Genomic DNA, 13,964 nt, shown 5'->3' on the forward strand with positions numbered 1-13,964 from the left:
GTATGGTTAATTCAGTCTTAACGTTAGTTACGCAGTGGTTTTCCCTTTAAAAGCATGTGTTGCATTCTTTGTTGAGATAACGGATCTGCAACTAAGCTTAGGAACGCCTCACGCTCAAGGTTTAATAGGTATTGTTCATCTACTAATGTGCCATATGGAACTTTACCACCAGCAATGACATACGCTAATTTTTTAGCGATTTTTAAATCGTGTTCACTAATATAGCCTGATTCAAACATTCCTTGCGCACCGATTAGTAGCGTACCGTAGCCTGATGCACCGACTACAGGAACTTTCGTAGGTACAGGTGCTTGATAGCCTGCCTCATAAAGCGCTAGTGCAGCTTGTTTTGCATCATATAGTTGGTGATCTGGGTTAACAGAAATCCCATCAGCAAAATTCAAGAAATTATTATCACGCGCTTCTTCACCTGATGTCGAGACTTTTGCCATCGCAATTGTTTCAAATACTTTATTAGCAATAGTTTGATAGTCTACCTCAACGCCATTTGGTAAGCCTTTAAGGAATTTTTGGTAAAGTGCCTTATTCCCGCCACCGCCAGGAATTAACCCTACACCGACTTCTACTAAGCCCATATACGTTTCCATTGTTGCTTGAATATGTGCAGCTGGTAAGCAGACCTCCGAGCCGCCGCCAAGTGTCATGCCAAAAGGTGCTGCCACAACTGGCTTGCGAGAGTATTTAATCTTTTGCATGGCATCTTGGAATGCTTTAATAACGAAGTCTAGCTCAAAAATATTATCATCCTGCGCTTCTACTAAAATCATTCCTAGATTCGCACCAACACAGAAGTTTTTCCCTTGGTTACCGATGACTAAGCCTTTATAGTTAGCTTCTACTTCATCGATCGCAAAGTTAATCATTTGAATAATGTCTAAGCCTATTGCATTTGATTGAGAGTGGAATTCAAGTAAAGCAATTCCGTGACCTAAATCTATTAAGCTAGCACCTGTATTTGATTTAATTACGCCATGTTTTTTCTTATAGCGTTTTAAGTTAATTTCTTTTTCATTAACTGGCACTTTAACGTATTCAGAGCCATTATAAAATGCAAGGTCACCGTCAATTTCTGAATAGAAAGTTTCAAAGCCGCTTGCTAACATATCTTTGACAAATGCCGGGACCTCACGACCCTCAGCCTCCATTTTAGCTACGGACTCTTTCACGCCAATTGCATCCCATAGTTCAAACGGACCTTGCTGCCAGCCGAAGCCCCATTTCATGGCATTGTCAATTGCAACAATATCATCAGCAATTTCACCGTGTAGCTGTGCCGAGTAAATTAACGTTGGCGCGAATATCCCCCATAATAACTCTCCTGTACGATCCTTAGCATACGTTAATGCTTTCACTTTATTTGCTAAGCCACGAGTTTGTTTCACCATTTCGATAGATGGTGTTTTTAATTTTTTCACTGGGCTATACGTTAATGTACTTGGATCAATTTCAAGTATTTCTTTACCTTGCTTTATGAAGAACCCTTGACCAGATTTTGCTCCTAGCCAACCGTTTGTGACCATTTTCTGTAGGAATTCTGGTACTGCAAATACTTGCTGCTCTTCACCTGTCGTTTGATCATAGACGTTTTTCGCTACGTGGATAAATGTATCTAACCCAACTACATCTAGCGTTCGGAAGGTAGCAGATTTGGGACGCCCGATTAATGGACCCGTTACAGAATCCACCTCACCAACCGAATAACCACCTTTCATCATTTCTTGTAAAGTGATGAGTAAACCGTACGTTCCAATTCGATTGGCAATGAAGTTCGGTGTATCCTTAGCAAGTACGACACCTTTCCCAAGTACATCTTCGCCAAATGTTTTCATAAAGCTTACAACCTCTGGCGCTGTTGTGTTCGCCGGAATGACTTCCAGTAATTTCAAATAGCGAGGTGGGTTAAAAAAGTGAGTTCCCAGGAAATGCTTTTTAAAATCTTCGGAACGCCCTTCTGCCATTGCATTTATGCTTATGCCAGATGTGTTTGAACTAAGAATTGTGCCAGGTTTACGTACTGCATCAATTTTTTCATATAGGCTTTGTTTAATCGCTAAATTTTCAACGACAACTTCAATGATCCAATCTACATCTTTTAATTTCTCTAAATCGTCCTCAAAGTTACCAACCGTTAGTAGTGATAAATTTTTCTTAGAAGTAAGTGGTGCTGGCTTTTGCTTTAATAACTTTTGAAGAGCCCCGTTTACAATACGATTTCTTACCGCAGGATGCTCTAAAGAAAGACCCTTTGCTTCTTCCTCTTTTATTAGTTCCTTCGGTGCAATGTCTAATAATAATGTTGGAATACCGATGTTTGCTAAATGTGCTGCAATCCCAGAACCCATTACTCCAGAACCTAGAACAGCCGCTTTTTTAATGTTATAAGTCACAAGCAATTCCCCCTTATTCTCCCATTGAATGAATAGCCATTCATTTTTTGTTCAAAAAAATATCAAGTTTACCTTAGTGTATTTTCGTCCAGGTTTTGCATTGATCTAGTTCAATTCAAGTTTAACGCGCTTGCGCCTTCTGTGACATACGACTGAGGCTTATCTTCGTTCAGCTACCATTTTTATATCAGAGGTAAATATTTTCCGCTGAATGAAAATAAAACTACTTTTTCTGATTTTAGTGTAGATTATTTTGTTTAATTTAGCAATCTTTTTTCATCATTATTTTTACATTTTACAACTTTTTTTGTTTTTTACGAGCGAAAACGAAACAATAAGTAGATAACAATCATACCAAACAGAAAACTTTCAGGTTGCGCAAAAAATGTGTAGAATGGAAAGCAAGGAGAGTGAAACACTAATGAAAACAATTACAACTGCTGAACAATTTAATGAGCTAATTTCTGGTGATAAAAAGGTTCTAGTGAAATTTTACGCTGGCTGGTGCCCAGATTGCACACGCATGGATATGTTCATCGATCCAATTATCGAAGAGTACAGCCAATATGACTGGTACGACCTTAATCGCGATGAGCTTCCAGAAATTGCGGACAAATATGATGTAATGGGTATTCCAAGCCTACTAATTTTCCAAAATGGTGAAAAATTAGCGCACTTACATAGCGCCAATGCTAAATCACCTCAGCAAGTTATTGAGTTCTTATCTGCACAACAATAATTAGCTGGGCTAAAATAGTAAGGTTAATGTAGAAGAGCTACTAATCTGTGGCGAAAGTGAAGCGTCAGCCACAAATGTTTTATGCGCGAAAGCAAAGCGTCAGCCGCAAGTTACGGAGTTCTTATCTGCACAACAATAATTAAAAAAGGAGCTGCATTTCTTATTGAAATGCAGCTCTTTTTTAGAAAGGAAATTATGATGCGCAAACAATTATCACTGCTCGGAAAATCACAATATGATGCATCGATTTCGCCAAACTATCGTAATTCTGCCTGTGGACCTACAACTGTACACGTAGTCTTAAACTATTTAGAAGATCAAGCTCCTTCGGTAAATGAACTTTATAAACTTCTTGGCGGCACAAAAATCGGGTTATTTAAATGGCGTCTAATTCGCAATCTTCGCCGGCTTCGTCCAACATGGGATATTCGTGATTGTACATTAAAGGAGGCAATGCAGGAAATCGATGCAGGCCGCCCTGTCGCCATACGCTTCGACCGCTATTTTAGCCTAAATTGGCGCGATAAAAAATCGGCCTTCGCCTATCATTGGGTACCTCTTATTGGCTATGAAATACGAAATGATGAGCTATTGTTACTATTCCATGATAATGGTGGCCGTGATCGTGAAAGTAAAATTCGAACGGCTCCTTTTAAAGATAATAAAAAAGTATTGAGCTTCGTGAAAATTACACCGAACTAAGTGAGAGCGTGCCTGCAATGTTTAGACACGCTCTTCTTTTAATTCAACGCTTATTTGCTTTTCTCAAGAATATCCTTTAAAACTTGTGCCAAAATATCTGTTGACCTATACGTTTCTTCCAACGTATTTTCTATACCCCCGATGTTTAATAATAGAGAATTATCGTGGAGATCCTGATTATAGGTATTTGGAGGATCAATCCCTTTTTCTACTACCCCCCTCGATAACCCAGGATATAATTCCTCAAGTTGTTCATGAAGTTGCGTTGCAAATTTTTTATTCACCTCATAGTTTTTACTCGTTTTTGATACGATAAATTGAATTCGTGCGTACTCTTTCCCTTTAATTTCAATTGTGGAGCCCAGTCTTTTATTAGAGTCTCGATGTATATCAAAAACCATACGAATACTGTCATTTTCAGCTAAGACTTTTTGTAAATTTTCCCGTGACACTTTATATGAATCAGGAAAATGTAAACCTTTTTGTTTTAAGATTCCGGCTATATCGGTCTCATCATGAATTGATGGAACCTGTATTTCCTTTAATGCTCTACTTAATTCTTTCCCTACCAATGTTACATTTTTCGTATCACTATACGCCTGCCCTCTATACACCTGCTCACTATACGCCTCCTGTGCAGGAAGCTCTGGAATAAATGATTCTATATTATGCGAATGATATATATATACAACAGGTTCTTTTTCGTCCATTGCGTAGGAAGATGACGCCCCTCCAAAACTATGGATGACCTCTGAAACTTTACCATTTCCATTAAAGAAGATTAACCATGAAAAAATAAATGTACACACTAGAACGCTGCTTGAAATCACAGAGAACTTTGTTAAGATTCTTTTTTTCCTCATACTTCGTGCTCGTTGCCTAAGCGTATTCTCAGTTGCAGAAACAAATTCCTTTCTAGGATGTTGAGGGTACATTTCTTTCAACATATCAAATAAATCTTTTTCATTTTGCATTTGTCAAAACCCCCTCTATTTCAATATTCAGTTTTCTTTTAAGCTCTTTTAGGGCTCTGTGATAATCAACTTTTACCTTCACTTCACTACATTGAAGAATTTCTGAAGTCTCGATAATGGAGAACTCATTAATACCTCGAAGTATGACTACTGCTCTGTAATTAGGTTTTAATTTAGCAATGGCATCATGTATAAGTCGTTTTAATTCTGTTACTTCAAATTCCTCATCAGGCTTCTTTTCATTCGATGATAACTGATTAAAAAAACCGTCCTTGAATAGAGAGGTAAACCTTTTCTTCCTATAGTGATCTATTGCCACATGTTTTGCGATCGAAAAAATCCATGTTTTTAAGTTATATTTACCATCAAAGTTCGATAAACCTTTTAAGACACGAATAAACACTTCTTGGGTCAAATCTTCCGCATCATTTTGATTTCCCGTAAAACAAACAAGAAATCTATAAACGTCTAAGTAATACAGATTGTAGATTTCAACTATTCTTGTTTCCAAGTTATTTGAATCAATCAATCTTTCCCCTCCTTTTACTTATTTGCTTATAATTCGTTTGAAGTTAGGAAAAGGTTACAAAAATTTGTATAAAAAAGCAGAGCATATTTCTATACTCTGCGTTGATGACCATGATGTTTGTTTTTAAATAAGTGAATACAGTGAGCGTGCCTGCTTGGCGATTAATGTGTAGCCATGTTGTTCTATTTCTTTGAACGTTTGAGGTTCGTAATTAGGTAATACTAAGCTCGCTAATTCTGCCTCGATTGGTACGTTTGTTTGAATGGTTGCAAGCTCGTGTGACAATTTTAGCATGTCTAGATTTTCTTTAATTTTTGTACGTTGACCTGGCTTTAATTCATCTATTGATGTAAGAACATTTTCAATAGAACCATACGTTTGAATTAATGTAAGTGCTTGCTTTGGTCCAATTCCTTTAACGCCTGGATAACCGTCACTCGTATCCCCCATAAAAGCTTTAACCTGTGCAAATTGAACTGGTTCGATGCCATATTCTTCTGTAAAGCGTGTATGCGTATAAACGTCATACTCTGTGTAGCCTTTTTTTGTAAAAGCAATTTCCGTTGATGGTCTTAAAAGCTGTAGTAAATCCTTGTCGCCACTAATTACCGTAATGTCAGCCTCATCCTGCCATTTCGTAATCATCGAGCCAATTAAATCATCTGCCTCCATCCCTTTAACACCGAAATTTTGCCAGCCGATTTGTTCAGATAAATTTTTCGCCATATCAAATTGTGGCAGCATTTCCTCTGGTGGTGCTGGACGATTAGCCTTATAGCCATCAAATAATTCGTTACGGAATGTATGGGCACCCATATCCCAACAAACAGCAAGATGTGTTGGCTTCATGATAGATTGTGCCGTTAATACATGACGCACAAATCCTTGGGCACCATTTGTTGGTGTCCCATCCGCGAGGCGAATATAATGCCCCATCGCAGCTGATGCAAAAAACGAACGGAATAATAACGCCATGCCATCAACAATTAATAATTTTGGTTTTGTAGTCATGATAAATAATCCTCTCTATAACAATACAATGATTGTAGTAATTCATTATTAAGCATTGTTCTATTATAGCAAACTATCATTAAACTTCATTGTAAATATATACAAGCCATTATTCCACGTCCCGCTTTATCACTACCTAATACTAGTTTTTCCTTTCTTTGAACTACATGTATTTTGGTGATGAGCCAAATTGAAGTCAATTGCCTTGTGTTAATTTATCGTCCACTTGAAATTACCTAGAGAAATACCTTCAACATTAATAGGACCATTCCATTTACCCCTATAACATAAAAAGTAGCAAACTAGGCAATGTTCTAGTTTGCTACTTTTTTTGCTTGGATAAAGTGAACACTAATCTAATCCACTCCACTTCTTTGCTTTCGATGAATTTTGAGATGGGCGTCTTGTACCTGACGTATCTCTTTCGGTACAAATAAATTACTGTCCGTTAATGCGAGACAAGTTTTGGCAAAGCTCCGCAACCTCATGCATCGTATAACTTTGAAAGTTATATTGATGACGTAATTCCTGATAATACTGTAAAATTTCTTCAAGCATAGCTAAATTTTTTTCAATATTTTTGCCAAAATTATGAGGATGCCACCATAGATGATAAAAAGCTTCAGACGTTGCAGCTGCATGCATGCCCTCTTTAATACGTTTAATCTTAAAGCCCTCAAAAAAACGTAATGGGCTACAATATGGCCTTAAAAATGCACTTGAACGAATGTTAATAAATGAATCCTTTTGCATTTCAGCTAATGTTACTAGATGATTTCCTGTTACATTAACATAGCTATCCAGCCATTTCTTCGCACCTAATAGCCGACCTTTTTTCGTAAATTTTCGAGGATCGTACAACGGGTGTTTTTCATTCCCTCTATAGCAAACAAACCCCACTTCCTGACAAGCTGTGAAATACGCTTCATTCACTTGATTTCGTGGAAATACAATCGACTTCATCGGTGCGATATACTCTTCACAAATCATGGCAGTAGCATGTAAATCTGCACGAAAATTCGCTTCAGTTTGGCCAGCTTCTAAACAATAAAAATGTGAAAATGTATGACTTCCTATTTCCTGATGTGGTGTACATTTAATCTTCTCAATTAAGGAGTTGCCAAAATGTAAGAGGTCCTCCTGCTCATTTTCTCCTACTTTTATAAGTTGTGTATGTGCTGCATAGCGCATGTTTTTATATTTTACCGGGATACCTCGTAAGTAATGAGCCATTTCTGCTTTTGTTTCTGCAAACAATAAACCAACTGTTGCCCAGGTTGCATGAATACCGTATTGTTCAAACAACTCCAGTATTTCAGGCAATGCCTCACGTACACCGTATAAGTTTTTATTGTATTGACCGTATTTAAATACATCGTGGACACCCCAATTTAGCTCAAAATCTAAAGATATGACAAGACCCCCACGGTTTACTTTGATTGCTACTTCCTCCATTTTTGCACGCCCAGTAACAGTGCACTTATTTTGGATTGAGTAATGTAGCCGGAATAAACATTGACAACCTGTCCACCGAAGCCCAGTTTAAACTCACGAACATTTTGGTCATCTGTTAGCTTCCCCATATCATATAAATCAAAGCCTTGCTCCTTTAAATGCAATAAATTATGCCATAGTAAGAAACGATTTGCATAACGAACTGGTCGTTGTAAATCATCTGGCATCATTTGTGAATGACAAGTCGCTGCATAGTAGGACATTGCTTTTTTAGCGTGTACAATATCAAGTCTATAGCATAATGTTTGTCCACAAATACTTCGAATCTCGGACAACCATAGTGCCCCTTGATCCTTTAAGAGCGTAATGGCTTCCATTTGAGACTTACTAATTAGCTCGAGTTTTTTCCTTTTGGCAAAATTATTATAAAACTGCTGAAAGGCTCGTAAATTTTCTTCTGATGGTTCCTTATAAATAAAAACTTGATAGGACTCTTTTTGTGCACGACGAAGTATTTTTCGATTACTTTCTGAAAGTGCAAGATATAATGATAACTCACTTTCTGTAAGGTGAATATGAACCGTTTCACTTTTAACAAGTTTACGGCTAGGTACAAGTGAATGTGTATAACCAACAACCTTCATTGATTTTCTAAAATTAGCTGGCTTTTCTACAAAATAAAAATGCTGCATTGCGATATTCCATCGCTTACTTTTAATGGACAGAATGAACATCGCCCCCACTCTCTGTGTATTTTTCTACATGATTTCGTTCATAACGAGCACATTTGAAATGTTTCATTCGAGAAATACGTTTATAACCTAGCTGCAATAGTCGTTTACGCTTTCGCCATTGCCAAAAGCTTGCTGTAACCCAAAGTGTTTGTGCAGGTTTCATTTTTTGGAAAAAAGCTGTTATAATATCGATATTTTTATAAACATCATAGGTTAAAAAATAGGTCTGCTTCGGCAATGCTTCAACAATTTGCAATTCATCTACACGCCAGTTTACAGCATGTAACGCAAACGCAATTTTATTTGTTTCAGCAAAGGAATCTTTAAAAATGGTATATCCCTTATAAAATAGAGAAATAATTTCTTCATCATCGAGTTGCATCGCCTCCTGTATTGACAACTCCTCAAACAAATCTCCTACAGGTCGATGCGGTGTGACACTATCTGATGGGGATAATTCATATAAATCCACTTGCTTAAAACGAATAAATTTTTCTACGAATAGTTGTCCATATTCTAGCCAATCTTTTACCTTTCCATACTTTACTAAGTACCGTAATTGACCGAGCGTATTGCGTTTCCATTCAACAACACGATAATTGCCTTTTAACAATTCCTTTATTCGTGCCTTCATCGAATAATGACCTACTAATAGCTTTGCCCGCTTCGTTCCACTGCCTACAAGCATACGCCTTGTAAAATCAATACTAGAGCGCCAATCGAACTTATAAGGCTCATAACCAATACTCATATCGAATAAATGATAGTTTTCAGAAAAGGTTCGCTTGATCATTTCCTGATTAACTAATCTACCAGGCCCAAATATATTAAATGTCGGCTCATGCGCAAGGGCGTAAGTGACATAACGTCCTCGACAGCAAATTCCATAGGTAAAGGCAATCCATTGGTTTTCAAAAACAAGTGCGTCTACCTCGACTAGCAATGACTCCCCTTTAAGAAGTGTTAGCCGTTCGAAAAAATCTCTTTTCTTTCCTTTCGTAAAATCACTCGTATCTAGCTTTTTGGCCCATCGCCGATCAAATAATCTAAACATTTGCCAAAGCTCGTCCTGCGAAGGTACTGTCCTCGTTAATGAACCTAAATTCCGCAGCTTTCGTTCCCTTCTATCCACACCATGCATTTTTCTACGTTGATTGAAATGCTTATGGAAATCTATATCGTGAAAGGCAAGATACGGTGTCACTACACGAAAAATACTCGGATGTAACTGCCTTTCAACAAAATATTGTTCAATCACCTTTGTAGACTCTTTGCTTTCCAATAATCCATGAAACGAAAATATGACATGTTTATGCCGTTCGATGAGCTGATCAAATACAAAGGTTATAGCGGGCAACAGCCATTCCTTTTTCGCTACAACACCTGAATAATTTGCAATATTTTCTCCCGTAAAGGAATAAATTCGTATCCCCCATCGAAGTCGAACTGTGAATGGGAAAAAGGCAATGATATGACCATTTTCTTCTACAGCATAGAGCTCAACACGCGCTCTTCGCCCAACTATTTGCCACCAGTTATAAAACCAAGCAAATTCTATAAATGGATTATCATTAACCTCAGCTGCTAAAATTTCATCCCAAATATCCTTGTACCACATGAGCTCATCATCTGTTCGAATGCGAATTAATTGCAAATTAATCACCTTTCTTAGCCGACTTTGATACAGCCTGTTCGTAGACAAATAGCGTTTTCTGATACATTGGTAGAAACGTAAAATTCCTTAAAAAGCAACGTTCACTGGCGTCGCCCATTTTTTGACGCAAGTTCTCATCCATCAACAATTGTTTAAGCCTTTTCTTTAGTAAATCTGTATCATCTCGGTTCATTAAAAATCCATTCTCATGATCAGAAACTAGCTCATTGACGCCACCTACATTCGTGGCGATAATCGGAAGTCCTGCCCGCATCGCCTCAATAATTGAGATCGGTAAGCCCTCCCAATCGGATAGCAAGACAAATAAATGACTGTCCTCAAGCAAAGATGTGACTTCTAATTGGTTGCCTAAAAATGAGACACGATCCGTTAAGCCTTTATTAGCAACAAATGTTTCTAAATTAGGACGCAGTGAGCCATCACCTATCAATTGAAGGCTCCAAGGAATATCAGAAAGCTCTGCTAAAGCCTCTAGCAGTAAATCCTGTCTTTTTGGCACTTCAAAGCGAGCAACCATCACAATTAGTGGATGCTCCTCTTTCTCTCGATTAGGTGCTACTCGCTTATCTATTTGGTCAATGCCATTATGAATGGTCAGCATTTTATGGGCAGGAGCAATTCTTTTTGTTAATGCTAGCTTGCGATCATATTCAGATACCGTAATAATTTTAGCTGTTAACGTCTGAACTGATTTTTCCATCCGACTATACAAAATCTTTTTTTTATGCGGTACACCTTCTGTAAAACTCCAGCTATGGGCTGTAAAAACAGTTGGAATGCCTAAAAGACTACCTACTACACGTCCAATTGCACCCGCTTTTGATGAATGTGCCGCAATAATATCGGGTTTTATTTTTTTAAAAGCGGCTCTCAATTGCCACAAGGATTGTAAATCTTTTTTTAAATGAATCGCTCGTTGCATGGCTGGGATACTGATAACATCAATTTTTTCTGCTTGTAAGCGCCACAGTGATGGATCGTATAGGCCTGTTACAATAGTTACCTCATGTGCGTCTTGCTTTAATTTTATGGCAAGTGCCTCCACATGCTTTTGCGCTCCGCCAATCTTATCCATACGTGTAATAAGCTGAACAATTCTCAGTACCTAACACTCCTTATTTTTATCAATTGTGCCTTGGCATAATTGCGTCTGGAATCGACTTTGTGCTTAGGCCTGCGTGATGCAGGTCAGTTAGCCGTTATCGCATGGATGCGATGATTTTAGGCTAACATCCTTTAAGAACTCCTTTCCGATTCCATGACATCCGCCGGAGGCTTTGGGCCAACACGATGTTGGTTACTCAGTCGTTGCCACAGGACGTGGTGTTCTTAGACTGAGTTCCTCTCTTTCAGCAGGCGTTTGGCCCCCCTGAAAACAGCTTAAATTCGCATCCATCTCACCACTTATAGAGGTAGGGGACTTCTGCTGAAAGAAGTTAATAAGCACCTGTTCTCGCTAACACTACGTAAAATGTTTTGATGATAATTCTCAAATCCATCCAAAACGAATAATTTTCAACGTATTCTAGATCATATGAAATTTTTTGCCCATGAGAAATATTAGATCGACCGTTAATTTGAGCAAGCCCTGTTAATCCTGGCCTTACTTCTAATCGTCGAGCCTGGACAGTGTTATAAGCATTTGTGATGGGTGGAACTTCCGGGCGTGGTCCAACAATACTCATATCTCCTTTTAAGACATTAATGAGCTGTGGAATTTCATCAATACTTAGCTTCCGAAGAACGGACCCAACCTTCGTGATTCGTGCATCCTGTTCAGTTTTAAAATAATAATCCTCCGGAATCCCGTCTGCACACACAGTAGGCATATTCACTGGAACTGCCTGTATGGTCATTGACCGTAGCTTCAAAATAATAAAGCGTTGATGAGCCAATCCAGTACGGATTTGTTTAAAGAAAAAAGGGCGGCCTGTACTAATGAGTAAAATGAGGAATACAGGTAACATGAGAGGAATGGTTATGAAAAGTAATAGGAGTGCCCCAGTAATATCAAAAATTCTTTTGCCGTACTGACTATAAAATGTGATAGTCTGAGCTGATTGCTCGTGCAATACATCATCCTTTGCATTTTTTTTGCACTTAACTTTATATATTCATCTGGGACATTTATAGAACTACTTTCGAAAAGCATTTACATAATAAAATATAAAAAGGGATTTTGTTTCGATAAAAGCTCAAATAGTTTCGATAAAATGAGGTTTTGTTTCGATAAATACTCAAATAGTTTCGATAAAATGAGATTTTGTTTCGATAAACCCTCAAAGTGAATAACCCTTATCTGTTCAGCCATTTATTGATCCTTGTATAATTTGTACCTCGCATTCTATTTGAACGTTTCCTTTTAACGCTTTACTAATCATACAAGATTGTTCAGCCTTCTCAGCTAATCGATCAATTCGTTTTTGCTGTCGTTCAGATAAATCTTGCACAACAATTCTTGGCTTATGCACGATCTTCTCATAAGTAAAAATGCCATTCGTGACATCAACAAAACCTTCAGCTTGCATAGACAAATCCAACACAGCAATCTTCGAATTTTCAAGTAACGTAGCCAGTGTAATTAAATAGCAAGTTGCTGCAGCTCCAAGCAGCATTTCATCCGGATTTGTCCCAATCCCTGGTCCATTCATTTCTCGAGGGATAGAGATTTTCGTTTTTAAATTGTCCGCAATAATATTACCTGTCCCATTTCTCCCCTCCGACCATTTTAAATTCATACTAAATAAATGTTGAACCATAAAAAATCCTCCTTTTGATGATGTAGTGTACGAGTTACTTTTCACATGACTTTTTAGAGGTACATACTGTATTTTGACCCTTCGTAGGTGAGCGGTTGCTAGGGGACCCGATTACTTCCTTGGCTTACCCGAGCAGTTCGCGTTACTACCTGAGCGGTTCTATTCCTCACCTCTTATTAAAAATTAACAGAACAATAATGAAACATCAAAACTATAGAAAAACAGGAAAACTAATTTTATGGTAGAATAGAAAAAACAATTCTTTAGGAGATTTAAAAATGATTTTAACAAAGCAACAAGCAGTACAAGCACTAAAAAAGAACAAGTTTATCGGTTTTACTATTGCAACAGGAAATATTATTATTAAAAAAATGAATAAAACCGATTATAATATTTTCGTTTTTGAAGAAGGCAAAGACAAACCATTGCGTTATGTCGGTTCCATTATGAATGTAATGGCTACAATGAGCGATAAAGCTTCAAATAAGGATTTTGTCATTGTGGAACAGCTTCAAACTCAAAGTAAAGAAGAGGCTAAACCAGTAGTGAAAGATGAAGTCAAAGAAGCAGCTAAACCTGTAGTGAAAGACGAAGTCAAAGAAGCAGCTAAGCCTGTAGTGAAAGACGAAGTCAAAGAAGCAGCTAAGCCTGTAGAGAAAGATAAAGTTAAAGAAGAAACAACAGCTGACTTCGATGAAGAAAGACGTGCCATTTCAGGCTACGAGGGCCTATATGATGTTACAGCGAGTGGTCGTATCATTACAGTGCGTGAAAATCGTCCATTAGCTCGATGCAATGATGAATATGGTTTCCATATTGTTCGACTAACAAAGGACGGCTCTGCTTCAAGTCACAATGTGTTTGAACTTTGGAAACAGGCATACCCTGAACTTGAACAAACTAATTTTAAAGGTGCCTTAAAAGCAAAGTATGGCACAGGCTGTAAGCTTACTGATAAACCAGGTATACACTTTTAAT

At 37.8% G+C, this 13,964-nt stretch carries 13 protein-coding genes; 3 read left to right on the top strand and 10 right to left on the bottom strand.

The window, feature by feature from the left end; all coding sequences use genetic code 11:
• Positions 1–23: 23 nt before the first annotated feature.
• Complete coding sequence (locus ACVWXS_RS05950; protein WP_456956890.1) at positions 24–2,408, bottom strand: 3-hydroxyacyl-CoA dehydrogenase NAD-binding domain-containing protein; 2,385 nt, start codon at positions 2,406–2,408, stop codon at positions 24–26.
• Positions 2,409–2,793: 385 nt separating this feature from the next.
• On the opposite strand from ACVWXS_RS05950, the gene ACVWXS_RS05955 reads away from it, so the two are divergent.
• Together ACVWXS_RS05955 and ACVWXS_RS05960 are read left to right on the top strand one after the other, a co-directional pair.
• Positions 2,794–3,147 (top strand): thioredoxin family protein, encoded by a 354-nt coding sequence (locus tag ACVWXS_RS05955; protein WP_374965451.1) that lies wholly within the window; start codon positions 2,794–2,796, stop codon positions 3,145–3,147.
• Between the two features lie 198 nt (positions 3,148–3,345).
• Entirely contained in the window at positions 3,346–3,849 is a 504-nt protein-coding gene (locus ACVWXS_RS05960; protein ID WP_368637836.1) for a C39 family peptidase, read from the top strand.
• 50 nt (positions 3,850–3,899) lie between these two features.
• Here ACVWXS_RS05960 and spoIIP read toward each other — a convergent pair whose 3' ends face one another.
• The 9 genes from spoIIP to ACVWXS_RS06005 all read right to left on the bottom strand — a co-directional run bounded on the left by spoIIP (position 3,900) and on the right by ACVWXS_RS06005 (position 12,986).
• Positions 3,900–4,823, bottom strand: coding sequence for a stage II sporulation protein P (gene spoIIP, locus ACVWXS_RS05965; protein ID WP_456956892.1), 924 nt, complete (start codon positions 4,821–4,823; stop codon positions 3,900–3,902).
• Positions 4,813–5,352 (bottom strand): RNA polymerase sigma factor, encoded by a 540-nt coding sequence (locus ACVWXS_RS05970; protein WP_456956894.1) that lies wholly within the window; start codon positions 5,350–5,352, stop codon positions 4,813–4,815. The genes spoIIP and ACVWXS_RS05970 overlap by 11 nt, the downstream gene beginning before the upstream one ends.
• A gap of 123 nt (positions 5,353–5,475) precedes the next feature.
• Entirely contained in the window at positions 5,476–6,363 is an 888-nt protein-coding gene (locus tag ACVWXS_RS05975; protein ID WP_374965448.1) for a 5'-3' exonuclease, read from the bottom strand.
• 438 nt (positions 6,364–6,801) lie between these two features.
• On the bottom strand, positions 6,802–7,818 hold the full coding sequence (locus ACVWXS_RS05980) for a polysaccharide deacetylase family protein (RefSeq protein ID WP_456956897.1): 1,017 nt from the start codon (positions 7,816–7,818) through the stop codon (positions 6,802–6,804).
• Positions 7,806–8,552: a hypothetical protein gene (locus ACVWXS_RS05985; RefSeq protein ID WP_374965446.1), complete on the bottom strand. Its 747-nt coding sequence runs from the start codon at positions 8,550–8,552 to the stop codon at positions 7,806–7,808. The genes ACVWXS_RS05980 and ACVWXS_RS05985 overlap by 13 nt, the downstream gene beginning before the upstream one ends.
• Entirely contained in the window at positions 8,533–10,206 is a 1,674-nt protein-coding gene (locus ACVWXS_RS05990; RefSeq protein WP_456956899.1) for a GNAT family N-acetyltransferase, read from the bottom strand. The genes ACVWXS_RS05985 and ACVWXS_RS05990 overlap by 20 nt, the downstream gene beginning before the upstream one ends.
• A 1-nt stretch (position 10,207) precedes the next feature.
• Positions 10,208–11,302, bottom strand: coding sequence for a glycosyltransferase family 4 protein (locus ACVWXS_RS05995; protein ID WP_456956901.1), 1,095 nt, complete (start codon positions 11,300–11,302; stop codon positions 10,208–10,210).
• Positions 11,303–11,663: 361 nt separating this feature from the next.
• Positions 11,664–12,299, bottom strand: a complete 636-nt coding sequence (locus ACVWXS_RS06000; RefSeq protein ID WP_456956903.1) for a sugar transferase — start codon at positions 12,297–12,299, stop codon at positions 11,664–11,666.
• Positions 12,300–12,530: 231 nt separating this feature from the next.
• Complete coding sequence (locus ACVWXS_RS06005; RefSeq protein ID WP_456956905.1) at positions 12,531–12,986, bottom strand: SACOL1771 family peroxiredoxin; 456 nt, start codon at positions 12,984–12,986, stop codon at positions 12,531–12,533.
• A 278-nt stretch (positions 12,987–13,264) separates the two neighbouring features.
• Here ACVWXS_RS06005 and ACVWXS_RS06010 point away from each other — a divergent pair, with 278 nt between their 5' ends.
• Positions 13,265–13,963: an NUMOD4 domain-containing protein gene (locus ACVWXS_RS06010; RefSeq protein ID WP_456956907.1), complete on the top strand. Its 699-nt coding sequence runs from the start codon at positions 13,265–13,267 to the stop codon at positions 13,961–13,963.
• The last annotated feature ends 1 nt before the right edge of the window (position 13,964 follow it).

Source organism: Lysinibacillus sp. TE18511, assembly GCF_054062295.1.

Bases quoted from the DNA above. Each gene is read 5' to 3' on its own strand.
- ACVWXS_RS05960 (WP_368637836.1), top strand. From the start codon at position 3,346: ATGCGCAAACAATTATCACTGCTCGGAAAATCACAATATGATGCATCG.
- ACVWXS_RS05980 (WP_456956897.1), bottom strand. From the start codon at position 7,818: ATGGAGGAAGTAGCAATCAAAGTAAACCGTGGGGGTCTTGTCATATCT.
- spoIIP (WP_456956892.1), bottom strand. From the start codon at position 4,823: ATGCAAAATGAAAAAGATTTATTTGATATGTTGAAAGAAATGTACCCT.
- ACVWXS_RS05985 (WP_374965446.1), bottom strand. From the start codon at position 8,552: ATGTTCATTCTGTCCATTAAAAGTAAGCGATGGAATATCGCAATGCAG.
- ACVWXS_RS05975 (WP_374965448.1), bottom strand. From the start codon at position 6,363: ATGACTACAAAACCAAAATTATTAATTGTTGATGGCATGGCGTTATTA.
- ACVWXS_RS06005 (WP_456956905.1), bottom strand. From the start codon at position 12,986: ATGGTTCAACATTTATTTAGTATGAATTTAAAATGGTCGGAGGGGAGA.
- ACVWXS_RS05955 (WP_374965451.1), top strand. From the start codon at position 2,794: ATGTGTAGAATGGAAAGCAAGGAGAGTGAAACACTAATGAAAACAATT.
- ACVWXS_RS06010 (WP_456956907.1), top strand. From the start codon at position 13,265: ATGATTTTAACAAAGCAACAAGCAGTACAAGCACTAAAAAAGAACAAG.
- ACVWXS_RS05995 (WP_456956901.1), bottom strand. From the start codon at position 11,302: ATGGATAAGATTGGCGGAGCGCAAAAGCATGTGGAGGCACTTGCCATA.